22 protein-coding genes and 3 tRNA genes are annotated in these 26,705 nt (G+C 56.5%); 9 read left to right on the top strand and 16 right to left on the bottom strand.

Translation table 11 applies throughout. From position 1 onward, the window contains the following. Nucleotides 1-4 precede the first annotated feature (4 nt). Complete coding sequence (gene purN / locus ACR0BI_RS03200) at nucleotides 5-601, bottom strand: phosphoribosylglycinamide formyltransferase (protein WP_170817811.1); 597 nt, start codon at nucleotides 599-601, stop codon at nucleotides 5-7. Next, nucleotides 598-1,644 carry a phosphoribosylformylglycinamidine cyclo-ligase gene (purM, locus tag ACR0BI_RS03205; RefSeq protein WP_480561438.1) on the bottom strand — a complete coding sequence of 349 codons (1,047 nt, stop codon included), beginning with the start codon at nucleotides 1,642-1,644 and terminating at the stop codon, nucleotides 598-600. The genes purN and purM overlap by 4 nt, the downstream gene beginning before the upstream one ends. Nucleotides 1,645-1,751: 107 nt before the next feature. On the opposite strand from purM, the gene ACR0BI_RS03210 reads away from it, so the two are divergent. Together ACR0BI_RS03210 and ACR0BI_RS03215 are read left to right on the top strand one after the other, a co-directional pair. Further along, nucleotides 1,752-1,828 (top strand) — tRNA-Ile (locus ACR0BI_RS03210). Nucleotides 1,829-2,010: 182 nt separating this feature from the next. Then, nucleotides 2,011-3,111: a glycosyltransferase family protein gene (locus tag ACR0BI_RS03215; RefSeq protein WP_480561437.1), complete on the top strand. Its 1,101-nt coding sequence runs from the start codon at nucleotides 2,011-2,013 to the stop codon at nucleotides 3,109-3,111. 291 nt (nucleotides 3,112-3,402) lie between these two features. Here ACR0BI_RS03215 and ACR0BI_RS03220 read toward each other — a convergent pair whose 3' ends face one another. Further along, on the bottom strand, nucleotides 3,403-3,576 hold the full coding sequence (locus ACR0BI_RS03220; protein WP_480878070.1) for a hypothetical protein: 174 nt from the start codon (nucleotides 3,574-3,576) through the stop codon (nucleotides 3,403-3,405). Nucleotides 3,577-4,085: 509 nt separating this feature from the next. Next, nucleotides 4,086-5,405: an ATP-binding protein gene (locus ACR0BI_RS03225; RefSeq protein ID WP_480561436.1), complete on the bottom strand. Its 1,320-nt coding sequence runs from the start codon at nucleotides 5,403-5,405 to the stop codon at nucleotides 4,086-4,088. Between the two features lie 44 nt (nucleotides 5,406-5,449). On the opposite strand from ACR0BI_RS03225, the gene ACR0BI_RS03230 reads away from it, so the two are divergent. Together ACR0BI_RS03230 and ACR0BI_RS03235 are read left to right on the top strand one after the other, a co-directional pair. Then, nucleotides 5,450-6,364: an MBL fold metallo-hydrolase gene (locus ACR0BI_RS03230; protein ID WP_480561435.1), complete on the top strand. Its 915-nt coding sequence runs from the start codon at nucleotides 5,450-5,452 to the stop codon at nucleotides 6,362-6,364. A gap of 73 nt (nucleotides 6,365-6,437) precedes the next feature. Continuing rightward, nucleotides 6,438-6,512, top strand: a tRNA-Asn gene (locus ACR0BI_RS03235). Nucleotides 6,513-7,262: 750 nt separating this feature from the next. Here ACR0BI_RS03235 and fsa read toward each other — a convergent pair. From fsa to ACR0BI_RS03260, 5 genes are all read right to left on the bottom strand, one after another. Beyond that, nucleotides 7,263-7,916 carry a fructose-6-phosphate aldolase gene (fsa, locus tag ACR0BI_RS03240; protein ID WP_170465320.1) on the bottom strand — a complete coding sequence of 218 codons (654 nt, stop codon included), beginning with the start codon at nucleotides 7,914-7,916 and terminating at the stop codon, nucleotides 7,263-7,265. A 93-nt stretch (nucleotides 7,917-8,009) separates the two neighbouring features. Next, nucleotides 8,010-8,681, bottom strand: a complete 672-nt coding sequence (locus ACR0BI_RS03245; RefSeq protein ID WP_480459330.1) for a nucleoside/nucleotide kinase family protein — start codon at nucleotides 8,679-8,681, stop codon at nucleotides 8,010-8,012. Further along, the gene (locus ACR0BI_RS03250) at nucleotides 8,678-9,460 is read right to left on the bottom strand and encodes an ATP-binding cassette domain-containing protein (protein WP_170402609.1); all 783 of its coding nucleotides are present in this window, start codon (nucleotides 9,458-9,460) and stop codon (nucleotides 8,678-8,680) included. The genes ACR0BI_RS03245 and ACR0BI_RS03250 overlap by 4 nt, the downstream gene beginning before the upstream one ends. After that, nucleotides 9,460-10,530 (bottom strand): ABC transporter permease, encoded by a 1,071-nt coding sequence (locus tag ACR0BI_RS03255; RefSeq protein ID WP_170392953.1) that lies wholly within the window; start codon nucleotides 10,528-10,530, stop codon nucleotides 9,460-9,462. Before ACR0BI_RS03255 ends, ACR0BI_RS03250 begins: the two co-directional genes overlap by 1 nt. A 117-nt stretch (nucleotides 10,531-10,647) precedes the next feature. Next, nucleotides 10,648-11,667, bottom strand: a complete 1,020-nt coding sequence (locus ACR0BI_RS03260) for a sugar ABC transporter substrate-binding protein (RefSeq protein WP_170392952.1) — start codon at nucleotides 11,665-11,667, stop codon at nucleotides 10,648-10,650. A gap of 186 nt (nucleotides 11,668-11,853) precedes the next feature. On the opposite strand from ACR0BI_RS03260, the gene ACR0BI_RS03265 reads away from it, so the two are divergent. Next, nucleotides 11,854-13,053 carry an ROK family transcriptional regulator gene (locus ACR0BI_RS03265; protein ID WP_170393677.1) on the top strand — a complete coding sequence of 400 codons (1,200 nt, stop codon included), beginning with the start codon at nucleotides 11,854-11,856 and terminating at the stop codon, nucleotides 13,051-13,053. A 347-nt stretch (nucleotides 13,054-13,400) separates the two neighbouring features. Further along, nucleotides 13,401-13,475 (top strand) — tRNA-Asn (locus ACR0BI_RS03270). Nucleotides 13,476-13,493: 18 nt separating this feature from the next. On the opposite strand, the gene ACR0BI_RS03275 is transcribed toward ACR0BI_RS03270, so the two are convergent. The 4 genes from ACR0BI_RS03275 to zwf form a co-directional block, all read right to left on the bottom strand. Then, a complete protein-coding gene (locus ACR0BI_RS03275) occupies nucleotides 13,494-15,113 on the bottom strand; it encodes a long-chain-fatty-acid--CoA ligase (protein WP_170396987.1) in 1,620 nt (539 codons plus the stop codon). A gap of 106 nt (nucleotides 15,114-15,219) precedes the next feature. Continuing rightward, nucleotides 15,220-16,830: a glucose-6-phosphate isomerase gene (pgi, locus tag ACR0BI_RS03280; protein WP_480561434.1), complete on the bottom strand. Its 1,611-nt coding sequence runs from the start codon at nucleotides 16,828-16,830 to the stop codon at nucleotides 15,220-15,222. Nucleotides 16,831-16,835: 5 nt separating this feature from the next. Next, nucleotides 16,836-17,507 carry a 6-phosphogluconolactonase gene (gene pgl / locus ACR0BI_RS03285; RefSeq protein WP_480561433.1) on the bottom strand — a complete coding sequence of 224 codons (672 nt, stop codon included), beginning with the start codon at nucleotides 17,505-17,507 and terminating at the stop codon, nucleotides 16,836-16,838. Beyond that, a complete protein-coding gene (gene zwf, locus ACR0BI_RS03290; protein WP_170610868.1) occupies nucleotides 17,504-18,958 on the bottom strand; it encodes a glucose-6-phosphate dehydrogenase in 1,455 nt (484 codons plus the stop codon). Before zwf ends, pgl begins: the two co-directional genes overlap by 4 nt. A gap of 163 nt (nucleotides 18,959-19,121) precedes the next feature. On the opposite strand from zwf, the gene ACR0BI_RS03295 reads away from it, so the two are divergent. Then, nucleotides 19,122-20,075, top strand: coding sequence for a radical SAM family protein (locus tag ACR0BI_RS03295; RefSeq protein ID WP_170396933.1), 954 nt, complete (start codon nucleotides 19,122-19,124; stop codon nucleotides 20,073-20,075). A gap of 3 nt (nucleotides 20,076-20,078) precedes the next feature. On the opposite strand, the gene ACR0BI_RS03300 is transcribed toward ACR0BI_RS03295, so the two are convergent. Then, the gene (locus tag ACR0BI_RS03300) at nucleotides 20,079-20,348 is read right to left on the bottom strand and encodes an usg protein (protein ID WP_039535770.1); all 270 of its coding nucleotides are present in this window, start codon (nucleotides 20,346-20,348) and stop codon (nucleotides 20,079-20,081) included. A 194-nt stretch (nucleotides 20,349-20,542) separates the two neighbouring features. On the opposite strand from ACR0BI_RS03300, the gene gyrA reads away from it, so the two are divergent. Together gyrA and trhA are read left to right on the top strand one after the other, a co-directional pair. Beyond that, on the top strand, nucleotides 20,543-23,266 hold the full coding sequence (gene gyrA, locus ACR0BI_RS03305; RefSeq protein ID WP_170662678.1) for a DNA gyrase subunit A: 2,724 nt from the start codon (nucleotides 20,543-20,545) through the stop codon (nucleotides 23,264-23,266). Between the two features lie 126 nt (nucleotides 23,267-23,392). Continuing rightward, on the top strand, nucleotides 23,393-24,061 hold the full coding sequence (gene trhA / locus ACR0BI_RS03310) for a PAQR family membrane homeostasis protein TrhA (RefSeq protein WP_170567166.1): 669 nt from the start codon (nucleotides 23,393-23,395) through the stop codon (nucleotides 24,059-24,061). A 23-nt stretch (nucleotides 24,062-24,084) separates the two neighbouring features. Here trhA and ACR0BI_RS03315 read toward each other — a convergent pair whose 3' ends face one another. Together ACR0BI_RS03315 and ctaA are read right to left on the bottom strand one after the other, a co-directional pair. Continuing rightward, the gene (locus ACR0BI_RS03315) at nucleotides 24,085-25,554 is read right to left on the bottom strand and encodes a carboxypeptidase M32 (protein WP_480561432.1); all 1,470 of its coding nucleotides are present in this window, start codon (nucleotides 25,552-25,554) and stop codon (nucleotides 24,085-24,087) included. A gap of 4 nt (nucleotides 25,555-25,558) precedes the next feature. After that, nucleotides 25,559-26,704: a heme A synthase gene (ctaA, locus tag ACR0BI_RS03320; protein ID WP_170421864.1), complete on the bottom strand. Its 1,146-nt coding sequence runs from the start codon at nucleotides 26,702-26,704 to the stop codon at nucleotides 25,559-25,561. Nucleotide 26,705 lies beyond the last annotated feature (1 nt).

The raw sequence follows: 26,705 nt of genomic DNA on the forward strand, positions 1-26,705 counted from the left end.
CGCGTTAGGGCAGAAGAACTGGGTCTTTGTTGCCCATACAATAACGGCGAAGCACGGCAGGGTAGAGTTTGTGCTCCCAGGTCAACACGCGGGCGGCGAGCTCCTCAGGCGTGTCCCCTACCCGTACACCCACGCGCGCCTGACCCAGAATCGGCCCGTCATCCAACGCTGCAGTAACTTCGTGAACGGTGCAGCCATGTTCGGCGTCGCCTGCTTCAATGGCGCGGGCATGGGTGTTCAAACCCTTGTACTTAGGCAAAAGCGATGGGTGGATGTTCAGCATCCGGCCCTGGAAACGCGATACAAATTCACCCGTCAATACACGCATGAAACCGGCCAGACAGACAACATCCGGCTGGGCTGCCATAAGCGGTTTAAGCAGTTCTGCCTCAAACGCAGCGCGATCTTTGCCAAAGGGCTTGTGGTCGACGGCTGCGGTCGGAATTCCGCGCTGTGCAGCTTTCTTCAGCCCTCCGGCATTTGCATCGTTCGACAATACCAGACATGGCCGACCGGGATGATCGCCATTCATGCTGTCGACCAGCGACAGCATGTTCGATCCGCCCCCAGAGATCAGGATCGCGACGCGCTTGTGGCTCACAGCAATTTGCCTGAATAGGCCACACCCGGCGCTGCGGTGACCGTTCCGATGCGCGCAACGGATTCGCCTGCCTCTGCAAGCAGTGTTGTAAGATCATCCGCCTGATCTGCAGCGCAGACAACAATCATGCCGATGCCGCAGTTGAAGGTCTTCAACATCTCGGATTCGGCGATCCCACCGGTCTCGGCCATCCATTTGAACACAGGCGGCAAGTCCCAAGCATTCAAATCAATCTCGGCCCCGAGCCCTTCGGGCAATACGCGCGGCAGATTTTCGGTGAGGCCGCCGCCGGTGATATGGGCAAGCGCGCGAACGCCGCCAGCCCGGATCGCCTGCAGCGCTGGTTTCACATACAGCCGCGTGGGGGTCAGTAGAGCCTCACCCAAGGTTCCGCCACCGAAAGGCGACTCTGCCTCCCAGCCCAGCCCGGACATTTCAACCAGTTTGCGCACCAGCGAATAGCCGTTGGAATGCACCCCGTTCGAAGCCAGCCCCAGCAGGACATCACCCTTTTCAATGCCCTCGGGCAATGCGGTCCCGCGTTCCATGGCGCCAACCGAGAAACCGGCCAGATCGAAATCGCCGTCAGGGTACATACCCGGCATCTCGGCGGTTTCACCACCAATCAAGGCGCAGCCAGATTGGACACACCCCTCGGCAATTCCTTCGATAATCCGCGCGGCAGTATCGGTGTCCAGCTTACCGGTGGCAAAATAATCCAGGAAAAACAGCGGCTCAGCACCTTGGCAGATCAGATCGTTGACGCACATCGCCACCAGATCGATTCCCACGCCATCGACAACGCCGGTATCAATTGCGATCCGCAGCTTGGTGCCCACACCATCGGTTGCGCCCACCAGAACCGGGTCTTTATAGCCAGCCGCTTTCAGGTCGAACAGAGCGCCAAACCCGCCTAGCCCACTCATCACGCCCGAGCGGTTGGTGCGCTTGGCGGCAGGCTTGATCCGATCGACCAGAGCGTTGCCTGCATCGATATCCACACCTGCGTCGGCATAGGTGATTCCGTTCTTGCCCGCTGTCATGGCCAATCCCTCATGAGTGCTTTGCGCGCGGGTTATTCGATTGTGGGCCATGTTGCAACGGTCAGGCTTGACGCGGGCTGCCATCGTGATAGGCAAAGCCCTCAGGCGGGCCTGTAGCTCAATTGGTTAGAGCAGAGCGCTCATAACGCTTTGGTTGGGGGTTCGAGTCCCTCCGGGCCTACCAAAACCGCCATTTTCCATATAAATCAACGCCAAATTTCCCCACGAACTACTGATAGTACCCTCACGTGATTCCAATGGGACAAAAAAAGACAGAGCTTCAACAAAAAAAATTTCGCCAGCCAATACGCCGTCACACTTGTCAGCACAAACTATCATGCCCGGACTTGACCCGCATAGTTGGGTATGATTGAACCGAGCGAGGCAGCTAGCGTCATCCTCATTCCAATCAAAACAAAACAGGCTGACAGCGTGAATTCCAAGCGTCCCAAAATTTACTGCCAATTTCTTGATCGCCCTGTCATGGAGCCTTTGTCTGGGGATCGTATAAACGAAATGCGATTCTACCGAAGTCTTTCCAGCTTTGCAGATGTTTACTACAACGACGTCCTCGTTGACTGGGAACGCGGAATCATAGGTGATCCGGGAGGCTTGAGAACACCGACGCGCGACTATGATCTGTATTATGTTCGGGCGAACCCAGAGCTGTTCAAAAGCCTTCCCCACCCTAAGATAACGCTAGCATATCCTTACGACCCAGAAGCCTTTCGTGTAGCCGATGCTCTGGTGGTCACGACAGAGGCGTGGCAGAATTTGTTGTATGAGCATTCCACCAGTGCTGCAGTACGAAAAAAACTATCCAAATGGTATCCCGACAAGATCGTGCTGCCCGATATGATCCTAAACATCCAGCAAGCTATCGATCCCCTTTTTCTTCAGCCAATCTCTTCCAAGTCGAAATTCATTTGGCACGCAAAGATGACTGGTTCTAAGTCTTTTGGATTCTTTGGGCGTGTCACCAAAGAGACAATTCCAATTGAGTTGATCGACAACCTCAGCATTGTCCGAGAACGGCTTGGCTCCTCAACTAATCCGTTGGCCGCATTTGCTGGAAGCATCCGCACAACATTACCCATGCCAGCATTGTCCTTAGGTCACATTCCCTATGGAGAAGTACCCGGAGCGCTTGCAGCCTGCCGCGGGACACTTGGGCAAATGTGCGCAGACAGCGATTATTTGGGGTCTGGGAAACTGCTGGATGCAATGGCAACCAAAACCCCCATTGTCACCCGGCGAAATGCGGTTCGTGACGAACAACTTGGTTCTGCGTATCCTGGAACGTACGACCACAGTGAGGAGGCTTTGGACATTCTCTGGCGACTTTGTACCGAGGATACGTTTCATAGTGATTTGCAGAATTATCTTGCAGAGCGAACGGGGCATTTTTTGCCGACATCAACCGGACAGCGAATAAGTCAGAAGCTTGAGAGAGCTGGCTTTCTCTAGAAATAGCGCTGTTTGGTTTGATCGTGTTGACAAGTGGCGCGACCAGAGACGGATCGATTTGATGTCGATAAGACTAGGTTGCATTCCGCGGTATTGTCGACACGGCGGGCATTCTTTGGCTTGCTGAAGCAACGTTCTCCCAATTTACGAACGTACTATAGCGATCTGTCGACAGCAACACACTTCTTGCGTGATTTCCAAATGGGGATGACGGCAGAACTTCGCGGTTGTCCATTATTTTGGGAGTGTGAGCCTCCCCATCATTCGTCAAACGACACGGTTTTGTTTCGGTCAGTACACGATCAGGAACCTTGATCGTTGCCAGACAACACTTTTGTAATCACGCCCCACAAAAGCTACGACATCAATGTTGGCAACGTCGTCTAAATCCTGTGGATCGCCTGTCACCTCGTCCGTATACGGCACGAGCATGTTAAATGAGACGTCTTTGTAAATCATTGTCATGCGACATCTCTCCATAATTCGGGATGGTTGACCGGTATACGTCATGTTCTGGCTTTGGAAACTTGAGAGCGCAGGTACCTGCAACCTCGGCATCAAAACGCATTGTCGACAGATCGGAAGGAACAGCACCGCTAGCTGTCGATATTCCCATAGATGATCCGGCTACTTCAGCTATCGACCGGCCCTCGCCGGCCGCTTCAGACGAACTGCTCGACTACCCAGCTCTTTCACTTTGACGAGACCCTCACCAGTAGCCCTCGATGATTCATAAGGCGATCCATCACCTTCTCGTCCTTCGTGGAGTTACTCTATGCGAGATCATGTCCATTCACGAGCGCGCCCAGGCAAATACTGAAAGGGTTGAACGGATGAGACTGGTTGGAATGGGGGCATCAAAACAGGCCAGGATGGATTGGAAAGCTGAGCAAAGCGGTATTCCAGCCTGGGACACCCACGTTGATAATAAAGGGCAAAACCTAATTCCTGACAGACCCTCCGGGCCTACCAATTCACCGTCCAATCACGATATCCGCGCATAATCCGCCCAGCCTTTCGCTGCTGCCCAGTCGCAGAATACCACCATGTACGCGGGCGATATCGGCAACAATCGCAAGGCCCAATCCCACGCCGGTGCCCTGATTCTGGTTTCGCGCCGGATCAAGTCGCGTGAAGGGTTTGACGGCCTCGGTGCGTTGTTCGACCGGGATACCGGGGCCGTCATCTTCAACCCGAATGCGTAGTGACTTTGGCGTCATCGAAAGGCTGACCTCGGCGCGTGAACCATAGCGATTCGCGTTTCCAATCAGATTCTCTACTGCCCTGCGCATGGCCGATGGGCGCAGCATTGCCATTCCACGCCCCTCGACCGAGATTAGTTCAACGTGCTGGCCCGCGCGCTGTGCATCGTCAACGATTTGGCTCAGCCAGTTTTCGGGTTCAATCTCTTCGGGTGCGCTCTCTGCAGCGCCACGCGAGAAGTCCAAGAATGCATCCAGCAGCGATTGCATCTCGTCCACGTCTTGCAACAACGGTGCGGCCTCGTCCTCGGGCAACATAGCTAATCCAAGTTTCAGACGCGTCAGAGGTGTGCGCAGATCGTGGCTGACCCCCGACAACATGAGCGTGCGCTGCTCAATCTGCCGCTCGATTCGGGCGCGCATGTCAACGAAGGCATTGCCCGCAGCGCGTACCTCGATTGCGCCACCGGGTGAATAAGGCACGACCCGCCCGCGACCAAAGGCCTGCGCCGCGTCCGCAAGGCGCGTGATCGGGCGCAACTGATTGCGCATGTAGAGAAACGAGATCGTTGTCATCAGAGCCGCAAAGAACACCATCGTCACAATCAGCTGATGCGGTGCAGTCGGCGACAGGCGTCGGCGATCAAACTCTAGCTCAAGCATGCCCAGATTGGTTGCCAGAAAAAGACTCACTTCCTGTCCATTTGGCAGAGCCACATACTGGGTTTCAGGCAACAAGCTGCGCATTTCCGCATCCACCTGCGGGGCAATGAAATCGTACCATCGACGCGGACTGTTTTTCGGCTCTTCATTCGGCGGCAGAAAACGGGCGGTCATGTTCAAGACCGACAAGTCCTGCCGCGCAGCTGCCAATGCCTGCTGCTGGGTTTCCGCACCCTCCATCACGTCCAGCACCAGTGTCACCTCGCGCGCCGCCGTGCGGGTCATCTGGGCGGTCACTTCTTCAAGATGTTTTTGCAAAAAGGCAATCGCCACCACCAAAAGCACGACAATGACCGGCAGTACCAGAATGAGTGCGGCACGCGCATATAGGCTGCGCGGCATATAGGGTTTGAGCCATTGGGTCGACATGCGCTAAACCTAGCGGGCTGCCCGGGCAAGAGGAAGAGGTCAGAATGCAAGCCCCCGACGATTTCAACCCTCCCCCAGGACAGGTTGTTGAGCTCACCCCGGTACTTAGGCGCATTCTTGCGCCCAATCCCTCGCCAATGACTTATCGTGGTACGAATACCTACCTTCTGGGCGATAAGGACATTGCTGTCATCGACCCTGGGCCATTGAGTGATGCGCATTTGCAAGCCATCGTTGATGCGCTGGAACCCGGGCAGCGGATCAGCCACATATTTGTTACGCACACCCATCTGGATCACTCGCCTTTGGCCGCCCCGCTCGCATCCCGCACCGGCGCTCCGATTCTGGCTTTTGGTGGTCCGCAAGCTGGACGCAGCGAAATCATGACCGAACTGGCCCAGAACGGGCTTGCCGGAGGTGGTGAGGGAATCGATGCCGATTTCCGCCCTGATATCGAGCTTGAAGACGGTGAACGCGTCGCGGCAGAAGGCTGGCAACTCGAAGTGATCCACACACCCGGCCATCTGGGCAACCATATCGCGTTGGCCTGGGGGGATGTCTGCTTTACGGCTGATCACGTCATGGGCTGGGCCAGCTCTCTGGTCTCGCCCCCGGACGGGGACCTGACGGATTTCATGGCAGCCTGTCGCCGCCTGCGCGCGCGCAAATGGTCGGTTTTTCACCCCGGGCATGGTGCCCCCATTACGGGTCCTGACAAACGCCTGGATTGGCTGATAGACCACCGATTGCAGCGAGAATCACAGATACTCGACGCCCTGGAAAATGGCCCTGAAACGGCCCAACAGCTTGCCCAGCGAATCTATATCGAAACCCCCGCCGCGCTGCTTCCCGCGGCCGAGCGTAATGTCTTCGCCCATCTGGTTGATCTGACCGGCAGATCCCGTGTAGCGCCCTTGGGGGATCTGTCAGTTGCGTCTCGTTTCAAGCGCATCGCGTGAATCGGAAAAAATTGGCGGCCCGTGCGCTTCCCCTCTGGACGCCGAAAATACGGGTTGTTATACGCCCCTCAGTTCCGGCGTAGCTCAGCGGTAGAGCAGTTGACTGTTAATCAATTGGTCGTAGGTTCGATCCCTACCGCCGGAGCCAATTTTCCCCATTTAGATCATAGACTTAATGGAAAGCCTCGCATTTAGGGGAAGGAATGTAGGGCCGTGTTGCCAGTTTGTTGCCAAGAATCAGGTGGCAATGAAGTGACAACAGCTCCCAGCAAAACCACCATTCAGCCAGCAACCACCTGTTATTGCTTGATTTTCAGGCAGAGCAAATCGGTAGGTCAATTGATTCGAGATCAATCGATCATAGGCTACCTCAAAGCTGATGTTTGCGGCACCTTTCGCGAACATCTGGAAACGAGGAAGCCGGTCGTTTACTTTCGCCCGAGCGGAGGGCTACTTTGCCGACAAAGCTGCTGTCAAAGTTTTCCGGCGGAACGTCCGCTTTGTGCACTTTGCGACCGAGGCAACAAATACGGAGGACGGAAAGCTGTTATTCCCTGGAGACGCCAAAGGTAATTGGCACGGGAGTGAAAGCGGACGTTTACGGGAAGATGACACTATGAAATGAAGGCGTCTGGCTGCCAAGGTCAAACCGGAATTTCGCCGCGACCTCGCCGATTGCTCTAGCCATTTTCCTACCGTTGACCTTATATTGGTCTGCCGTTGCCTTAGTGTTCATCCCGCCAATAGTGAGGAGTGACGACGGTTTTCCACAAAGCTCGACGTACTTGACAAAGCAGAAAGGCTCTCTTTGAGACCTTATTTCTTAAAATGCAGCAGTGCCGCTTAGAGGTAAATCATTTGGGACAGGTCGCTCCTCCCCAATCGAGTTGGCAATCCATCAAAGGATCGATTGCCCAGTCGAATTCCAATCATTGAGAAACTTCTCGATGCCGATATCGGTCAATGGATGCATGATCAGTTTGCGAATAACGGACGGCGGGATCGTGGCGATGTCGGAACCGGCCAATGCCACCTTTGTAATATGATTGGGGCTTCTGACGGATGCCGCAATGATTTCAGTTTCAATACTATAGTTGTCGTAAATGCTACGGATATCACGGATCAGATTGACTCCGTCCAGATTGATGTCATCCAATCTGCCAATGAACGGAGATACATAGGTCGCGCCAGCCTTTGCCGCCAAGAGAGCCTGATTGGGTGAAAAGCACAGTGTGACGTTTGTTCTGATACCTTCACTTTTGAAATGAGCACAGGCCCTGAGGCCATCCAATGTCAGCGGCAGTTTGACAACGACGTTGTCTGCGATCGCCGCGAGGTGCACTCCCTCTGCGATCATTCCCGCAGCATCCAACGCTGCAACCTCTGCCGATACTGGCGTATCCGTCAGAGTGCAAATTTCTGCAATGACCTCTTTGAAATCGCGACCGGACTTGACGATCAAGCTTGGATTGGTGGTCACGCCATCCAATAATCCGAAGCCCATCAGGTCTTTGATGTCGTTTACTTCTGCGGTGTCCACGAAGAATTTCATGAGGTTTCCTCATTACGTAAGGGGTGACTTGGGTTGCACCTGAGGCTGCCTAGAGGCACTGCATCAAGGGTTGGCTGAAGCCAGTGCGCAGATTCAGAATGCGTTGCGCATCCCGAATTCAGTGTAGTTCTGGCTCAGTATAAGATCGGCTTTCCGGCTATCACGGATGACACGTTCAGCGTTTGGCAGATCGTTCGCTATTGCGCGTTGCAGCGCGGTTTGCGGGTCAAAGCCATGGCTGATCCAGCGGTGTTGCAGCCTGTTTTCAAGCTCTTCCAAAGTTGGGCTGATAAAAACCGTCGCGGCATAAACATCCGTCAGGTTTCTCCATGGGTCGCTGTCCATCAGAAGATAGTTACCCTCAACGACGACGACCGGAGTTGCCGGGTGAACCGCAATGGCGTTGGCAATAGCTAGGTCCATTGTGCGATCGAATTTGGGATGAAAGCACTCGTGGCGCGTAACTTGAAGCTCTCTGATTGCAGCGCAAAACCCGACCCCGTCGAAAGTCTCTGGCGCGCCTTTTCTCGCCAGCAATCCACGCGTTTCCAGCACGCAGTTGTCCAAATGGTAACCATCCATTGGTACAAGTGTGGCTGACGGAACCGCCGAGCTCTGTTGTGTGTTCAGCGATTGCACAACGGCTTCCGCTAAGGTCGACTTACCGGATGCAGGGGGGCCGGCGATTGCGATAATCGTCCGGACTCCAACTTGCCGCCGGGAGGAGATCAGGTCGCAGACGCGCTGTACGTCCTGCTCGATCACGCTGCGTCCTCTTTTGGGGGTTCCTTGGCACCGGTCATGAAGGCGACTGCATCGGACATCGTGTAATCCTTGGGATCAATTGTGCAGAGCCTTTTGCCCAACCGATGCACATGAATGCGGTCGGCAACCTCAAAAACATGAGGCATGTTGTGGCTGATCAGGATGATCGGAATGCCACGCGCACGCACGTCCTGGATCAGTTCAAGCACCTTGCGGCTTTCCTTGACGCCCAAAGCAGCCGTCGGTTCGTCCATGATGATAAACTTGGTTGCAAAGGCAGCGGCACGAGCAACGGCAACACCTTGGCGTTGGCCACCAGAGAGAGTCTCAACCGCCTGATTGATCGACTGTACAGTCATCAGCCCAAGCTCGGTCAGTTTTTCACGGGCAAACTTCTCCATCGCTGGACGGTCAAGCTTACGCATGTATTTGCCCATGAACCCCTGCTTGCGGATTTCGCGCCCCATGAACATGTTGTCCGCAATCGAAAGGGCAGGAGACATGGCGAGCTGCTGATAAACAATCTCAATCCCCATATTCCGCGCATCGATCGGAGAGGTGAAGTTAACCTTTTTGCCTTCGATCAGAATCTCGCCTTCATCCGGGATTGTGGCGCCGCAGATCGCCTTCACGATGGATGATTTGCCCGCGCCGTTATCTCCGATCACTGCCAGGATTTCCCCCTGGCGCAGTTCAAAGTCGGAATGGTCGATGGCGGTGACGTGGCCATAGCGCTTTACGATCCCGCGGCCTTGGACGACTGGAGTTGAGTCTGACATTAGCCCGATACCTTTCTAATCCACTGGTCGACGGCAACCGCAGCGATAATGAGAAGTCCGATAAGTAAGAAGGTCCATTGTGCGTCTGCGCCCAGAAGCCTAAGCCCCAAAGTGAACACGCCAACAATCAGCGCGCCAAACAGCGATCCCAGGATGGATCCCCGCCCGCCAAACAAAGAGATGCCCCCGATCACAACCGCGGTGATGCTTTCGATATTGGCCAACTGACCGGATGTAGGTGAAACCGACCCGATGCGCCCGATCAAGGCCCAGCCCGCAAAGGCACAGATCAAACCGGATAACATATAAACGGACATCAGCGTTCTGTGCACGTTCACACCGGATAGTTCAGCCGCCTCAGGGTCATCCCCCACTGCATAGACATGCCGGCCCCAGGCCGTGTGTTTGAGCGCGTAAGCCAGAACGAAAATCAGAACGAGCATGAATATCACGCCAACCGTGAAGGTCGCGCCACCGATGCTGAATTTGGTACCAAAGAATTGCAGGAACGGGGCGTTGGCCTCGATATCCTGGCTGCGAATTGTTTCGTTTGCGGAATACAGGAAGTTTGTCGCCAGAACGATCTGCCACATGCCGAGCGTGACAATAAAGGGTGGCAGCTTTACGCGACTGACCAGCCAGCCATTGAGAGCCCCGATCAGCGTACCCATTGCCAGCCCGCACATCACAGCAATGGGCACGGGGATACCGTAGCGGAAGGTGAACTGACCCATGATGACGGATGAAAACACCATGATCGCACCGACGCTCAAGTCGATGCCGGCGGTCAGAATGACAAGGCTTTGCGCTGCGGCCACGATGCCCACGATCTGAACCTGCTGCAGGATCAGCGTCATCGCAAAGGGTGAGAAGAATTTGGACCCCAGCAGCAGGCCGAAAATTACGATGGCGCCGACCAGAACGATCAACGGCACAAAGGAAGGGTTGACATGGAGAAGATGCTGCAACTTCCCCAGAACACCACGCCGGTGATCTTCAAATTCCGCTACGGTTTCTGACGCGTTGGCGGCGGTTTCGAATTCCTGGGCGTTTTGGTTTGCTTCAGACATCTCTCCCCCTTTTCGTGGCTGGCATCGCGTCCACGAAATCAGTTTACAGGAAGTTTAGGTTTGCTGGTGAAAGGATTGATGAGGCGCTGCGGCGCGCCTCACCTAATAGAGCTGTCTTTAGCCCCAGCAGAGATCCAGGCCTTCTGCGACAGACAGCGACTCGACCCCATCAACCGGCTGGTCAGTGATGAGTGCCACACCCGTGTCATAGAAGTCTTTGCCGGGTGTGTTTTCGGGCTTCACGCCCTCTTCGGCCCATTTTTTCACGGCCTCAACCCCAAGCGAGGCCATCAACAGCGGGTATTGTTGGCTTGTCGCCCCGATTACACCGGCTTCGACGTTTTGAACGCCGGGGCACCCCCCGTCAACCGAAACGATCAGTACGTCGTTTTCACGCCCGATGGATTTCAGCGCCTCATATGCGCCCGCAGCAGCCGGTTCGTTGATCGTGTGAACAACGTTGATGGATGAATCCTTAGCCAGAAGGTTTTCCATCGCGCGGCGCCCGCCTTCTTCATTACCGTCGGTCACGTCACTGCCAACCAGCCGCGCATCGGTTTCGTCTCCGATGACATTTGGGTCCGCCAAGTCCACGCCGAACCCGTCGAGGAAACCCTGATTGCGCAGAACGTCTACTGTCGGCTGACTGACGTTCAGATCCAGCGTCGCGATCTTGGCATCGGCCGCGGCGTCGCCCATTTTGGCCTTAGCCCATTGACCGATCAGCAGACCGGCCTTGTAGTTGTCCGTCGCGAATGTCGCGTCCGCTGAGTCAATCGGGCTAAGCGGAGTATCCAGCGCAATGACCAAAACCCCCGCATCCCGCGCCTGTTTGACCGCAGGAACGATTGAGCTGGTGTCGGATGCTGTCAGCAGAATGCCTTTTGCGCCATCGAGAATGCAGGTTTCAATGGCCTGAACCTGAGTTTCATGGTCGCCATCAACCTTGCCGGCAAACGCCTTGAGCGTCATGCCCAGCTCTTCTGCCTTGGCGGTTGCGCCTTCCTTCATCTTAACGAAAAAGGGGTTGGTGTCGGTCTTGGTAATCAGGCAGACGGTTTCACCAGCCGCTTGCGCGGATGCAGCGGCCAAAGTCAGCGCAGTCGCGGATGCGGCGAGCTTGAGTAGATTTCTCATGTTGTCCTCCCAGAAAATTGTTGTGGCCCCGCGCGGAATAGCGACAAGGCGGGCCTCCATCCTCCAATGAAGGTCCCGTTCAAGAAACTGTGATTCTAGCCTCTGTGTCAATAAATAAATAAAGTTTATTTATTAATTTGCCTACGTATCTTTTCATAAGAAAACAAGGTGTTTATGTTTAAGGTTATGGAAAGAGAGGCGTTGAAAATACTAACCGGCGGGGTAAGCCAAAGCGGTGTTCGTGATCATAACGAACGCCTCATTCTGACGGTTTTACAACGGCATGGACCTGCTGCCGGGGCGGACGTCGCGCGGCTGACGGGCCTGTCACCCCAGACCGTGTCGATCATTCTGCGTAAGCTCGAAAAGGACGAGATTCTCAAACGTGGGACGCCGTTGAAGGGCAAAGTTGGGAAACCTTCGATCCCCATGGAGCTCAATCCCGAAGGCATTCTGTCGGTGGGAATGAAGATCGGTCGCCGCAGCGCCGATCTTCTTTTGATCGACTTCACCGGTAAGCCACGCCAACAGCTCTCGACGACTTATGACTACCCGCTACCCGAAGCAGTGTTCGGGTTTCTGGAGGTAGGATTGGAAGAGCTTCTGGCCAATGAACCCCAGAAACTTCGGGACCGTGTATGCGGGATTGGAATCGGAACACCGTTCGAGCTGTGGAAGTGGCACGACCTTTCTGGGCTTGCGGCTCAGAAATTCAGGTCCTGGAGAAACGTGAACTTCTTTTCCGAGGTGGCCAAGTTCAGCGAACTGCCGGTCTTTGTGGTCAATGATGCTACTGCCGCGTGTCACGCGGAGCACCTCTATGGCCGCGGGGCTGAGTATCGAGACTATTTTTATTTCTTCATAGGCTCAATGATTGGCGGAGGCGTTGCATTGAATGGCACCGTATTTGAGGGCAACCAAGGCAATGCCGGTGCCTTGGGTGCCATGCGGACGACGGGTCCTTTGGGTGAAAGCCAGCAACTGATTGACACTGCATCGCTGTTCCTGCTCGAGGACAGGTTGATAGAAGCGGGTGTTGATCCGGGAATTTTGTGGAAAAAGCCGCAGGACTGGAGCGGCATTTCTCGCTATGTCGAACCATGGATCGGTACCACCGCGCAGGAACTGGCCAAAGCTGCGCTGTCTATTTGCGCGGTCATCGACTTTGAGGCAATTTTTATCGACGGCGCATTCCCATCTGAAATACGTGAGGAGCTGGTCTCACGGGTTCGTCGTTACCTAGTCAACCAAGATAAACGCGGTTTGATTCCTCCGGTTGTAGAAGCTGCGGCTGTCGGAGAAAACGCCCGCGGGATTGGGGCGGCAAGCAGCCCGATTTTCCGCCAGTTTCTATTGAACACTAATGCTGGGCTTTCTGGGATGTAGTCGAAACTCATAGGGGGCAGTCTTAATCAAGTAAGAACCGCTCCTACTCAATTTGGAGGCCTTAGAACGGCCGCTCTGACGCAGCTGCAGGTAGCCATCCAATTGGGTAACTGTGCACTGCTTTAGGCCGCCTCGAAAGCGGCCGACGTCGGCTTTCTGCGCATTGATGTCGTTGGAGCATCGCGCAGCATTGGTCGAAGCGGGCTCAAATAGGCCGTTGGCTACGCTATTAGGGAAGGTCCACACTGAGTCGCCTCCGAATTAGATGAGAGGCCGTGCACTTCACCCACAAAAAAACGTTTTTGCATCTGGACCTCCACTTTACCTGTTGATACACGCCCCTCAGTTCCGGCGTAGCTCAGCGGTAGAGCAGTTGACTGTTAATCAATTGGTCGTAGGTTCGATCCCTACCGCCGGAGCCATTCTTCCCAGACTGGCACTTATCCCATCAGCGCATCACTGAAATCCGAGCGCAACGTGCGCTTCAGGACCTTTCCGGTCGCGTTAAGGGGCAAGGCGTCGACGAACACGACCTTGTCGGGCACCTGCCATTTGGCGATTTTGCCGTCGAAGAATGCCAACAAATCCTGCTCGGTCGGTTCTTCGCCCTCGGCCTTCACTGCTACTAAGAGCGGGCGTTCGTCCCATTTCGGATGCGGCACGCCCACAACGGCAGCCGTCGCTAGCTGAGGGTGTGCGACCGCGATATTCTCCAACTCGACAGAGCTGATCCATTCACCCCCCGATTTGATGATGTCCTTCGACCGGTCGCGGATGGTCATGAACCCATCTGGGTCCAGTGTTGCAACGTCGCCAGTCGCGAACCAGCCTTCTTGCAATAAGTCCTCGTCCTGCATGTGGAAATAACTGTCCAGAACCCAATGGCCGCGCACCATCAGATCGCCCTGCGTTTCGCCGTCATGAGGAAGATCGTTGCCATCATCATCAACAATTTTCAGTTCAACCCCAAAGGGCGGGCGGCCCTGGCTTTCGCGCAGCTTGTGTTGCGCTTCGATGGGCATGTCCAGATGTTTGGCCATCGGATAATTCGTCGTGCCCAGCGGGCTCATTTCGCTCATGCCCCAGGCGTGGACGGTATCGACGCCATAGGTTTCGCGGAACGTTTCAATCATTGAGGGCGGGCATGCCGCACCACCGATTACAGTACGATTGAGGCTTTTCAACTTGGTCCCGCATGTCGCGGCATGGGCCAGCAGACCTTGCCAAATGGTCGGTACGCCCATCGCCAGCGTGACGCCATATGTGTCGATCAGATTGACCAATGCCTCGCCATGCAATCCCGGCCCCGGCATCACCATTCGCGAACCAGACATAGCGCTGGCATAGGGCGAGCCCCAAGCGTTGACGTGGAACATTGGCACCACCGGCATCACCACATCCATGGCGGAATAGCCGATTACGTCGCGCGTGTTCGACGCGAAGCTATGCAGAACTGTAGAGCGGTGGGAATAGAGAACGCCTTTGGGGTTCCCAGTGGTACCCGAAGTATAACAGAGGCTGGAGGCAGTGTTTTCATCAAAGCTGGGCCACGCGTAGTCTGTATCACCGGTTTCAATCATCTCGTCATAAAAAACCAACCCCGGCACCTGAGACAGCGCAGCCTCGTCCCGCGCACCCATCAGCACATAGTACTGCACCTCAGTCAGATGCTCTTGCAGCGCGGCGACCAAAGGCAGGAAGGTCGCATCGAAAAACAGGACCCGGTCCTGCGCGTGGTTGATGATATAGGTTAGTTGTTCGGGAAACAGACGCGGGTTGATCGTGTGGCAGACAAAGCCCGCGCCGGACACCGCATAGTAGATCTCAAGGTGGCGGCGGTTATTCCAGGCCAGCGTGCCCACGCGATCCTGCGGTTGCAGCCCCAGCTTTTCCAACGCCGAAGCCATCCGTCGGGCGTTCTGCGCGATCCCGGACCAATTGGTCTCGGTCACGGTTCCGTCCGTCTCGACCGAGATGATCTCGGTCTGCCCGTGATAACGTTCAGCATGTTCAATCAGCGACGAAATCAGCAAAGGCTGCGTCATCATCTGTCCCAGCATGGACATTCCTCCCATCGTCAGCGCTTGGCCGCGCCGTTATGTCTTGGCAACAACCCTGCCAAGAATTCAATTGTCTGACAATAAGAGAGTGCGGCAGGGTGCCGCGTCAACCGCGATGTCGCAATGCGTATCCAACCAGCGCCGAGGTCGAGCCATCTTTGCCATCGGCGCTGACCTCACCGTCCACGATCGGTCCCAGAGACGTTGCCAGTTCCTTGCCCAGCTCAACACCCCACTGATCGAACGAGTTGATTCCAAGCAGCACGCCTTCGACAAACACACGGTGTTCATAAAGCGCAATGATTTGACCCAGCACAAACGGGGTAAGCTGCGGATAGATCAGCGTGGTTGACGGGCGGTCGCCCGAAAACACACGATGGCGTGCCTGACGCTCCAACTCGTCGCCTGTCAGGCCCTTTTCGGCCATGCGTGCGCGTGCAACATCCAGCGACCGACCCCGCATTAGCGCTTCGGACTGGGCCAAGCAATTAGCCAATAGAAGGCGATGATGATGGGCCAGTTCCGGCTCATGCCCGTTTGCTGCAACCATGAATTCGCAGGGAATCACATCGGTGCCCTGATGGATCAACTGATAAAAGGCGTGCTGTCCATTGGTGCCGGGTTCGCCCCAGACGACCGGTCCTGAAGGCATGGTCAGCGCGCTGCCATCCATCGCGACGGATTTGCCGTTCGATTCCATCTCAAGCTGTTGGAAATAGGCAGGCAGGCGCAGCAGACGCTGATCATATGGCAGAACTGCGCGGCTGGCATGCCCAAGCACCTGACGATGCCAGACCCCCACAAGCGCCAGCATAACTGGCAGGTTTTCTGCCCATTCGGCGGATTGAAAGTGCAGATCCATCGCCTGACCGCCGCGTAGAAACGCGTCAAACGCGTTCGAGCCAACGGCGATCATTACCGGCAGTCCGACCGGCCCCCAGACCGAGTACCGCCCGCCGACCCAATCCGCGAAGCCAAACACCCGCGACTCGGGAATCCCGAAGGCCTGAGTCTTGTCAACAGCGCTGGAGACCGCTGCGAATTGCCGCGCCGGATCACCACCACCATCGACCATCCAAGCCCGCGCCGTGCGTGCATTGGTCATCGTCTCGATGGTCGTAAAGGTCTTCGAAGCGACAATCACCAGAGTCCGTGTCGGATCAAGCGGGCGCAGCGTATCCGCAATATGCGCACCATCCACGTTGGAGACATAATGCAGCCTTGGCCCGTCGTGATAAGGTGCCAAGGCATGCGTCGCCATCACCGGCCCAAGGTCCGAGCCACCGATGCCAATGTTGACCACATCCGTAAAGCTGCCCCCTGCCCCTTTGATCGCCCCGCCACGCACTTCTTCGGCAAAGACGCGCATTCGCTGTAAAGTGCCCAGTACGTCCGGCATTACATCCTGACCATCGACCTCGACCGGGCCTCCGTCGAGATTGCGTAGCGCGGTATGCAATACAGCCCGGCCTTCGGTTTCGTTGATCTTTTCACCGGAGAACATCGCGGCCCGACGCTCTGCCAATTCGACTTGATCGCAAAGCTGGATCAGTGCCGTGCGGATATCTTCGTCGATTTGTGTCTTCGAATAGTCAAACAGCAGATCTCCGGTCGAAGCAGAGAAACCCTGCGCCCGGTTTGGATCGGCGTCAAACAGATCGAGTATCCGACGGCCCGTCTGTGTGGCTGCGAGTGAGTTCAATTGATCCAGCTGCATCGTGATTACTCCGCCCAATGTACGGTCATGCCGCTGAGCACGGCCGCGATCGGAGCTTCCTCGGGTGGTAGTGACATGGCACGATCCAGGGCATTCCGTTTAGTTTCTCCGAATATGACGAGATGCTTGGACAAAGCGCCGTCCAGAACCGGACCCGTCAGCGTGATACGCGCTTCGGGCTGCACGTCGGTCCGCACTACCGCCAGTGTCGGGGCGTTGTTGTTCAGAGCAGCAGACAAGCCCTGCATCCCCGGAAAGAGCGAGGCGGTATGCATGTCCTCACCCATTCCCAGCACCAGAACCGATAGCGGCAGATGCGGGTTAATCAGGCTTTCGATCTCGGGTAAAACCGCCTCAGGCTCATGTTCCGCAACATAGAGCGGCATGTATTGTGCAATGGATGCGCGACTGGTCAGCAACCGTTCCCGGATCAACCTCTCGTTCGAACGCTCGTGATCACCCGGCACGCATCTTTCATCGGTCGGCAGTATGTGCACACGATCCCATTCCAGATCAGCAGCGCACAATCCATCAAAGATCGGCCCCGGTGTGGTTCCGCCCGGAACGGCCAACGAGACAATATCATGATGTAGCAATGCGGCCTCAAGATCTCCGGCCAATGCATTCGCGACATCAATCGCTAGCATGTCGCGGTCGGCGTATTCTTTGATATTCATGGATTTATTCCTTGCCAGCGGCGGTGGTCTCGTTTCATCAGCAACTCAGCGTCGCCCGGGCCGGTGCTGCCGTTTTCATAGGGTTTGGGAACATCACCGCGCGCCTCCCAGCCCGCGATAATCGGATCGGTCCAGGCCCATGCGGCTTCTACCTCATCGCCGCGCATGAACAGGGTTTGGTTGCCGCGAATGACATCCATCACCAGCCGCTCATAAGCGTCGGGTGGGTCCTGGTTTTCAGGCCCAAGCGCTTCGGCAAAGCTCATGTCCAGCGGAACGTCAACCAGACGCATGCCTCCCTGCCCCGGCTCTTTAATTGTCACTTTCAAAGTGATGCCTTCATTGGGCTGCAACCGGATCGACAGGGCATTCGCATGACGCCCGGCCTCTTCGCCAAAAATCGAATGCGGAGCATCCTTGAACATCACATTGATGACCGAGGACCGCGCCACCAGCTCTTTGCCCGTGCGCAGATAGAACGGTGTGCCCGCCCAACGCCAATTGCTGATATGCGCGCGCAAAGCGATGTAGCTTTCCGTCGTCGACCTTTGATTGCCGACAACTTCACGATACCCCCGGCCATCGGCACCGCCTGCAAACTGACCTCGTACGATATGGTGCGGCTCAACCGAATCCAACGCGCGTATGACCTTGAGTTTCTCATCGCGCACCGCGTCCGGATCAAATTTTGCGGGTGGTTCCATCGCGATCAGACACAAAAGCTGCATCAGATGGTTCTGCATCATGTCGCGCATGGCGCCAGCGCGCTCGTAATACTCTTCACGACCGTCAATGCCGACGGTCTCGGCCACAGTGATCTGAATGTGATCGACATACTGGCTGTTCCAAAGCGGTTCGAACAGCATGTTGCCGAACCGAACGGCCATAAGATTCTGAACGGTTTCCTTACCCAGATAATGATCGATCCGATAGATTTGCCCTTCGTCAAAATGCGCCGCCAGTGTCGCATTCAACGCGCGAGCACTTTCCAGATCGTGCCCAAAAGGCTTTTCGACGACGATACGGGTTTGCGGGGTGGCCAGATTGTGCGCCCTGATCTGTTCGGCCAAAGGGCCAAACAATCGGGGGCCTACCGAGAAATAGAAGGCCCTGACACGATCCGCATTCAGCATTTCGGCCAACTGGGCCCAACCATCTTCGGACAAAGCGTCAAGCGGGACATACTCCACGCGCTGCAGAAAACCGTTCACAGCCTCCTGATCTTTTGCCCGTTTCGGTGCGTGCTGGCGCAACGATTCGGCCACCATCTCGCGAAAGCCATCAACGCTCAGAGCGCCCCGCGCTGCGCCGATGATCCGGGTGGCCTCGGGCCACTGCCCGGCGCAGTAACGCCGAAACAGGGCCGGAACGATCTTGCGCTGTGCCAGATCGCCGGTTCCGCCAAATATGACCAGATCAAATGGGTCAACAGGTATGACACGAGAAACCATGGCTTTTCCTTACCTTGCCGCTTGGGGCATGTCCAATGTTAGCGCAACCAATCAGCAACTTTCTTCCCACATCAAAACTCTGTCAGCGAGGGGTAGATGCTCTTAACTAAACCGGCACGAACGGTTAAGTCGGTTTGGCACAAGCACAGAACCGGATGCCGGAATGAAAGACAACGCCCTACAGGCTGCGAATATCGGGAAGTTTCAGAACAGTTTGGTGACAGCAGACGGGCAAACGCGCGCGTCCGTTGCGCTGACTCATCCCGAAACCCTTTGGTTCAACACCGGAACGCTGTGCAACATCGAGTGCGTAAACTGCTATATCGCCAGCAGCCCAACCAACGATGCTCTGGTTTACATCACCGCCGACGAAGTCCGCGACTATCTGGATCAGATCGAACAGCGCCAATGGCCGATCCGCGAGATAGGCTTTACTGGTGGTGAGCCCTTCATGAACCCCGAGATGATCGAGATGACGCGCGTCGCGCTAGAGCGTGGGTACGAAGTTTTGATCCTGACCAATGCAATGCGGCCGATGATGCGCCGCAAAATGCGCGAGGGTTTGCTGGAATTACAGCGCGACTACGCAGAAAAACTGACGCTGCGTGTCTCCGTCGACCACTACCGCCCCGATCTGCATGACGAAGAACGCGGCAAAGGCAGTTTTGCCAAAACTCTGACGGGGATGGAGTGGTTGCGGGATAACGGCTTTAGGATGGCAATTGCCGGGCGCTCAGTCTGGGGGGATAGCGACGCTGAAAGCCGCGCGGGGTATGCAGCATTCTTTGCCAAGCACGGCTTTGACATTGATGCTCAAAATCCGGGCCAAACAGTTTTGTTTCCCGAGATGGACGAAACAGTTGAAGTTCCTGAAATTACAGCCGCTTGCTGGGGCATCCTGGACAAATCCCCCGATGCGGTGATGTGCGCCAGCTCGCGTATGGTCGTCAAACGCAAAGGCGCCGAGCGCCCGGTAGTGCTGGCCTGTACGCTGCTGCCTTATTCACCGGAGTTTGAATTGGGCGAAACCCTTGAAGAGGCCGAGGCCGACGTGCATCTGAACCACCCGCACTGCGCCAAATTCTGTGTATTGGGCGGCGCGAGTTGTTCGGCCTGAGGGCTAGTTCACCCGAAACTCACCCACCATGTTGCGCCATTCCCCAGGCGCGATCATTTTACGGTGCGTGAACCTGACCGAGTGCAGCGGACCTTCAATCTCTTTCTGCCAGAATTCTACGAATTCGAACAGCTTCGGATGGTCCGGAGCAAGGTCGTAATCCTGCCAAATAAACGTGTTCAGTACGTGAATATAGTCGGGCATGTGGTAGAAAAATTCCGCCGTGGTCAGCCCGTACCCCTTAAGCATGAGTTCAGTTTCACTTTGCGCCATGCAGACCTCCAATCTTGTTACAAGGTCTACTCAGAGTAACACGGAACTGTCCTAATACTTAGATAACAATATGTTACTCAGGTGTTACCGACCTAATTTGGCCGGGGAACGGTTGCTTGCTTGCACCTTATATGCCGGGTCTGATAAAGTGTATCCACAAGATATAGATCAAGAACAAGACACGGGCAGCCTACGTGAGCGATACGCCAGAAATCCCTGAAAACATGGACGAAACCCCGCCCGAGCGCCCCGTTTATGACGGCCCGACGGTATCCATCGAATCCGAAATGCGCACGTCCTATCTGGACTATGCGATGTCGGTCATTGTCAGCCGTGCGATCCCCGATCTGCGCGATGGGCTGAAACCGGTGCATCGGCGTATTCTCTACGCGATGCATGAGACCGGGAACACTCATGACAAGTCCTATCGCAAGTCGGCCCGTCCGGTTGGCGACGTGATGGGTAAGTACCACCCGCATGGTGATAGTGCGATCTATGACGCGCTGGTGCGGATGGCGCAGGATTTCTCGATGTCGCTGCCGCTGCTTGATGGTCAGGGCAACTTTGGCTCAATGGACGGCGATAACCCGGCGGCGATGCGTTACACCGAAGTACGGATGGACAAGCCCGCCGCGTCCCTATTGGCCGATATCGAAAAAGAAACCGTCGATTTTCAGGACAACTATGACGGCAAAGACAAAGAGCCGACCGTCCTACCCGCCCGTTTCCCGAACATGCTGGTCAATGGTGCCGGTGGTATTGCCGTGGGTATGGCAACCAACATCCCACCGCATAACTTGGGCGAAGTGGTCGATGCCACGCTGGCGCTGATCGACGACCCGGATCTGACATCAGAGCAACTGATCGAGTATGTGCCCGGCCCCGACTTCCCGACTGGCGGTGTGATGCTGGGCCGCTCAGGTGCGCGCAAAGCGTACCTTGAAGGCCGTGGCAGCGTTATCATCCGCGCCAAGACCCGCGTAGAAGAGCTGCGCAAGGATCGGTACGCCATCGTTGTGGACGAGATCCCCTATCAGGTGAACAAAGCCTCGATGATCGAAAAGATCGCCGAAGCCGTGCGTGAAAAACGCATCGAAGGCGTCAGCCACGTACAGGACGAATCCGACCGCAATGGTGTGCGTGTCGTGGTCGAACTGAAACGCGATGCAACGCCCGAAGTGGTGCTGAACCAGCTCTACCGCTTCTCGCCGATGCAGACCTCATTTGGTTGCAACATGCTGGCGTTGAACGGTGGTCGACCCGAACAGCTGACCCTGCGCCGCTTCCTGACCTCGTTCATCGACTTCCGCGAAGATGTTGTTGCCCGCCGCACAGCCTATGACTTGCGCAAGGCGCGTGAGCGCAGTCACATCCTGTGTGGTCTGGCCGTGGCCGTTTCGAATGTTGACGAAGTGGTTGCCACGATCCGCTCGTCGGCAGACGCTGCTGAAGCGCGCGAGAAACTGATGACCCGCCGCTGGCCTGCATCCGAGATCGAAGGCTATCTACGCCTGATCGACGATCCGCTGTCCAAGATGAATGACGACGGCACCTATAACCTGACCGAGGTACAGGCCCGCGCCATTCTCGAACTGCGGCTGCAGCGTCTGACCCAACTGGGTGTCAAGGAAGTCACGGACGAACTGGAAGAACTGGCCGACAAGATCAAGGAATACTTGGATATTCTGTCTTCGCGTGAGCGCATCATGGGCATCATCGCCGATGAGCTACGCAGCGTGCGCGAGCAGTTCGCCGTCGACCGCCGCACCGAGATCGTTGACTGGTCCGGTGATATGGAAGACGAAGACCTGATCGAACGCGAAGATATGGTCGTGACTGTCACCTCAGGCGGCTACATCAAACGCACCCCTCTGGCCGATTTCCGGGCGCAAAAGCGTGGCGGCAAAGGCCTGTCGGGTATGCAGACCAAGGAAGAGGATGTTGTCACCAATCTCTTCGTGGCGAACACGCATACGCAACTGCTGTTCTTCACCACCGAAGGCATGGTGTACAAGCTCAAGACCTGGCGTCTGCCGCAATCCAGCCGGACCGGTAAGGGCAAGGCGATCGTCAACATCCTGCCGATCCCGACCGGTGTCTCGATCGCGGCGATCATGCCCGTGGATGTGCCGGATGAAGAGTGGGAGAACCTGCAAATCGTCTTCGCCACCAGCGCGGGTGACGTGCGTCGCAATCGTCTGTCAGATTTCACGAACGTCCGCCGCAATGGCAAGATCGCGATGAAACTGCCCGAGGATGTGGAACTGGTAAACGCTCGCATCTGTTCAGAAGATGAAGACGTGATGCTGGTCACCAATTCGGGCCGTGCGATCCGCTTCCGGACCACTGATGTACGTGTCTTCAACTCACGCGAATCTACCGGTGTGCGCGGCATCAGGCTGAGCAATGGCGACCGTGTCGTCTCGATGTCCGTAGTTCGCCATTTCGAGGCCGACCCGGACGAGCGCGCCGCCTACCTCAAGATGCGCCGCGCAGTCGCGGGCATTGCGGATGACGGCGAAACGGACGAGGACGAAGCCGCGCCTGGCAGTATCACGCAGGAACGCTATGCCGAGATGTCGGCAGCCGAGAACCTGATCTTGACCATCACGTCGGGCGGCGCGGGCAAGCTGAGCTCCAGTCACGACTACCCTGTCCGCGGTCGCGGTGGCATGGGCGTTGCAGCCATGGACAAAGCCATGCGCGGCGGCGAACTGGTTGCCTCCTTCCCCGTAGAAATCGACGATCAGATCATGCTGGCTACCTCGAAGGGCCAATCGATCCGGGTGCCGGTCGAGGGCATCTCGTTCCGCTCCCGCAGCGCGGGTGGTGTGCGTGTATTCAACACCGGTAAAGGCGAAGAAGTCGTCAGTGTGGCCTGGATCGCCGACCAGGGTGACGAAGAAGCCGAGGAATAACAAAGCACTACAGAAGTGTAACAAAACGCCCGTATTGCGGGCGTTTTTGTTACTCAGGGTCACGTTCCTGCCAACGGCACGAGGGTGGGCTTGCCCCAGCAGACCCGGCACGCCTAGCATTTCGATATGTGGTCATTCGCCCATATCCGACCTGCCTACAGCCGTGCTGAGCGAATAAGTGACGGTGTTGTTCATGTGCTGGGTGTTTCTTCGGCGGTGATCGCAGCGCCTATGCTGATCATCATGACAGTCTTCTATCGGTCAGACCCGGCGGCGGTTTTGGGCGCCTCGATCTATGGAATAACTCTGGTTTTGATGCTGACGTTCTCGGCGCTCTACAACATGATCGAGCATGATGAGTGGGCAGAGTTTCTGCGCCGCCTTGATCACTCGGGTATCTACGTGAAGATCGCAGGAACTTATACGCCGTTCCTGCTGCTCTCGGCTTCGCAACCTCCGGGGCTTTTGCTGGGGTTGTGGTCTTCTGCGACGCTGGGCTCTGTTCTGAAGATGATCGACCCGAACCGCTTCCGCTGGTTCGGGCTGGCGCTGTATCTTCTGATGGGATGGGCCGCGGTTTGGGCCGGACAATCCATGTTGGCCGAACTCTCACCCCTTACCCTTACTTTGATGATCGCCGGAGGCCTCATCTATACCGCAGGCGTGGTATTCTACCTTCTGGACTGGCTGCCCTACCACAACACCATCTGGCACGTATTTGTATTGGCAGGAAGCGGCCTTTTCTTCGCCGCTGTTGCCTTGCGTATCGAAATGGTACCGTCAGGGCCAATGTAACGCCGGAGCGCCACGAACACGCCTCAAAGCCCGTACAACGCCCCGAACTTCTGCTCCAGATAAGCCAACAGCGGCTCCGGCCCTGGTTCCACCCCACTGGCGCGCTGAATGATTTCGCGGGGCGCGTACAGTCCTCCAAGTTGCTGCACATGCTCTCGAAGCCAACCGGTCGCCCCGGAAGTATCGCCAGCTGCCAATTGCCCCTCAAGCCCGGGAATTGCTGCGCGCAGTGCTTGATACAGGCATCCCGCGTAGACATTGCCCAGCGAATAGGTCGGGAAATAGCCAAACAGGCCAACCGACCAGTGTACGTCCTGCAAGCATCCATTCGAGGGCTTGTCGACCGCATAACCAAAATCTGCTTTGAAGCGGTTGTTCCAGGCGGCTTCAAGGTCGCCGACCTGCAAGTCACCGGCCATCAGTGCGCGTTCCAAATCAAACCGCAGCATGATGTGCAGATTGTACTGCACCTCATCCGCCTCGGTCCGGATATAGCCGTTGTGGACGCGGTTGACGGTGGCATAGAACGCATCTGCATCGGCGATGCCAAAATCACCGAACGCCTCTTTCATCTGGTCAAACAGCCATCCGGTAAAGGCGCGCGAGCGGCCCAGCTGGTTTTCGTAAATCCGGCTTTGGCTTTCATGCACACCCATCGACACACCACGTCCCAGCGGGGTCAGCAGGTAATCGCGGTCGATGCCCTGCTCATAGGCGGCGTGGCCAACCTCGTGAATGGTCGAGTAAAAGCAGTTGAACGGATCGGTCTCGCTGGTGCGGGTGGTGATCCGAACGTCCAGCCCGCTGCCCGAGCTGAACGGATGCACCGCTTTGTCGACGCGGCCATTGTTCAGGTCATAGCCGAATGTCGTTGCCAGTTTCTGCGTCAGGCGCATCTGGGTCAGTTCGTCAAAGTTGCCGGTCAGCGCGGCAGGTTCCGGGCGATCCAGAACTGCGGCGCGAAGAGCCACCAGACGTGGGCGCATTTCGTCAAAGATCGCGGCGATCTGAGCGCCGGTCGTGTAGGGCTCGTAATCCTCAACCATCGCATCATAAACGTCGCCACCCTGTGCCAGCGCTTCACCTTCTTGCCGTTTCAGCGAGACAACTTCTTCCAGCACCGGCAGGAAGGCTGAGACATCTTCGTCCGCTCGCGCCTGGGCCCATGTGCCCTGCGCGGCGGATGTCACGCGTGCAATCGCCGTCGCCAGATCGGCGGGCACCTTCACCGCGCGGTCATAGGCGCGGCGTATCTCACGCAGTTGTGCCTTGCCGACCTCATCTTGCGGTGCGGCCTGCTCCAACCATTCGGCAACGCGAGGGTCAGAGCGGCGAGCATGCAATACAGCCTCGATCGCTGCCATTTCCTCGGCCCGTTGCGGCGCGGCACCGCGCGGCATCACCGTTTCCTGGTCCCAGCCGAGCCTACCGGCAATCTGGCCCAGGGCCGAGGTTTCGCGCTGAAAGGCCATCAAGTCGTTGTATGCTGTCATGGGGTCATGCTCCGCGCACAGATGTTGCGATAGGGTAAGCTGTCAGGAAGCGGGCGCGCAGGATCAGGGTCCAGACGACCACGGCCATGAACTGGTGGAAAATGGCGATCTGCCAAGGTGCCGCATAGACGACTGTGATGATGCCCACGACCACTTGCAGTGACAAAGCTGCGAACATGGCGTTGAAGGCAAAGCGGGTCTGTGGGTGCGCGCTGCTGCCACCGCGCCGCCAGACTATGATGGCGAAAATAAAGAGCAGATAGCCGACGCAACGGTGGATAAACTGCACCAGACCGGGACTTTCAAAGAAGTTACGCCACATCGGTTCCAGCATGGTCGCATCGGGCGGCAGCAACTGACCGCCAATCAGGGGCCAGTCAGTGTAGGACCTCCCCGCGTCGATCCCGGCCACCAGCGCACCGATGAGGATTTGCAGGAAGGTGAAGTGCAGCAGTCCGGTCGATATCGAGAAAAGCTTAGCCTCTTTCGCGCGGCGGGCCTGCATCAGGTCACGTTCGTCACGGCCAAGTTCAAAGATGTACCAGGCAAGAAAGCCGAGGATCACGAAGGCCAAGCCAAGATGCGTCGCCAGACGATAGCTGGCAACGGCGGTCATGCCTTCACCCTGTGTGACGCCCGAGGCGACCATCCACCAGCCTACAGCACCCTGAACACCGCCAAGCAGGCCGGGGATCAGCAGCTTACCAGCCCATCCTGTCGGAATTTTGCGAGCCACAAGGAAACCGATAAATCCAACGGCCCAAACCAATCCTATCACGCGGCCCAACTGGCGATGGCCCCATTCCCACCAATAGATGGTTTTGAAATCATCCAGCTCCATCCATTGGTTCTGAATGCGCCACTGGTCAATCTGCTTGTATTTGTCGAATTCGGCTTGCCAGTCAGCGGCGTTCATCGGCGGGATCGCACCCGTAATAGGTCGCCATTCGGTGATCGATAGACCACTGTCGGTCAGCCGCGTGAGCCCGCCCACGGCAATCATGATCACGACCAGCGCGAACAGGATCATCAGCCAAACCCGGATCGCGGCCCGCGCACCTCCACGCCCCCGGTCGATCATACCGGGTTGGACGGCCTGTTGTTTTTCGCTGTCCGAGACCTCTTCGAAGATGCTGCGCTTACCGCTCATG

The sequence above is a fragment of the Ruegeria sp. E5 genome (assembly GCF_056534105.1).

Excerpts from the sequence above, each read along its gene's own strand:
- ACR0BI_RS03255 (WP_170392953.1), bottom strand. The coding sequence starts at position 10,530 with ATGTCTGAAGCAAACCAAAACGCCCAGGAATTCGAAACCGCCGCCAAC.
- ACR0BI_RS03315 (WP_480561432.1), bottom strand. The coding sequence starts at position 25,554 with ATGACAGCATACAACGACTTGATGGCCTTTCAGCGCGAAACCTCGGCC.
- pgl (WP_480561433.1), bottom strand. The coding sequence starts at position 17,507 with ATGAATATCAAAGAATACGCCGACCGCGACATGCTAGCGATTGATGTC.
- fsa (WP_170465320.1), bottom strand. The coding sequence starts at position 7,916 with ATGAAATTCTTCGTGGACACCGCAGAAGTAAACGACATCAAAGACCTG.
- ACR0BI_RS03275 (WP_170396987.1), bottom strand. The coding sequence starts at position 15,113 with ATGCTGGGACAGATGATGACGCAGCCTTTGCTGATTTCGTCGCTGATT.
- ACR0BI_RS03250 (WP_170402609.1), bottom strand. The coding sequence starts at position 9,460 with ATGTCAGACTCAACTCCAGTCGTCCAAGGCCGCGGGATCGTAAAGCGC.
- pgi (WP_480561434.1), bottom strand. The coding sequence starts at position 16,830 with ATGCAGCTGGATCAATTGAACTCACTCGCAGCCACACAGACGGGCCGT.
- trhA (WP_170567166.1), top strand. The coding sequence starts at position 23,393 with ATGTGGTCATTCGCCCATATCCGACCTGCCTACAGCCGTGCTGAGCGA.
- ACR0BI_RS03260 (WP_170392952.1), bottom strand. The coding sequence starts at position 11,667 with ATGAGAAATCTACTCAAGCTCGCCGCATCCGCGACTGCGCTGACTTTG.
- ACR0BI_RS03265 (WP_170393677.1), top strand. The coding sequence starts at position 11,854 with ATGGAAAGAGAGGCGTTGAAAATACTAACCGGCGGGGTAAGCCAAAGC.
- ctaA (WP_170421864.1), bottom strand. The coding sequence starts at position 26,704 with ATGAGCGGTAAGCGCAGCATCTTCGAAGAGGTCTCGGACAGCGAAAAA.
- ACR0BI_RS03230 (WP_480561435.1), top strand. The coding sequence starts at position 5,450 with ATGCAAGCCCCCGACGATTTCAACCCTCCCCCAGGACAGGTTGTTGAG.
- zwf (WP_170610868.1), bottom strand. The coding sequence starts at position 18,958 with ATGGTTTCTCGTGTCATACCTGTTGACCCATTTGATCTGGTCATATTT.
- ACR0BI_RS03215 (WP_480561437.1), top strand. The coding sequence starts at position 2,011 with ATGATTGAACCGAGCGAGGCAGCTAGCGTCATCCTCATTCCAATCAAA.
- purM (WP_480561438.1), bottom strand. The coding sequence starts at position 1,644 with ATGACAGCGGGCAAGAACGGAATCACCTATGCCGACGCAGGTGTGGAT.
- ACR0BI_RS03295 (WP_170396933.1), top strand. The coding sequence starts at position 19,122 with ATGAAAGACAACGCCCTACAGGCTGCGAATATCGGGAAGTTTCAGAAC.
- ACR0BI_RS03220 (WP_480878070.1), bottom strand. The coding sequence starts at position 3,576 with ATGACAATGATTTACAAAGACGTCTCATTTAACATGCTCGTGCCGTAT.
- ACR0BI_RS03225 (WP_480561436.1), bottom strand. The coding sequence starts at position 5,405 with ATGTCGACCCAATGGCTCAAACCCTATATGCCGCGCAGCCTATATGCG.
- ACR0BI_RS03300 (WP_039535770.1), bottom strand. The coding sequence starts at position 20,348 with ATGGCGCAAAGTGAAACTGAACTCATGCTTAAGGGGTACGGGCTGACC.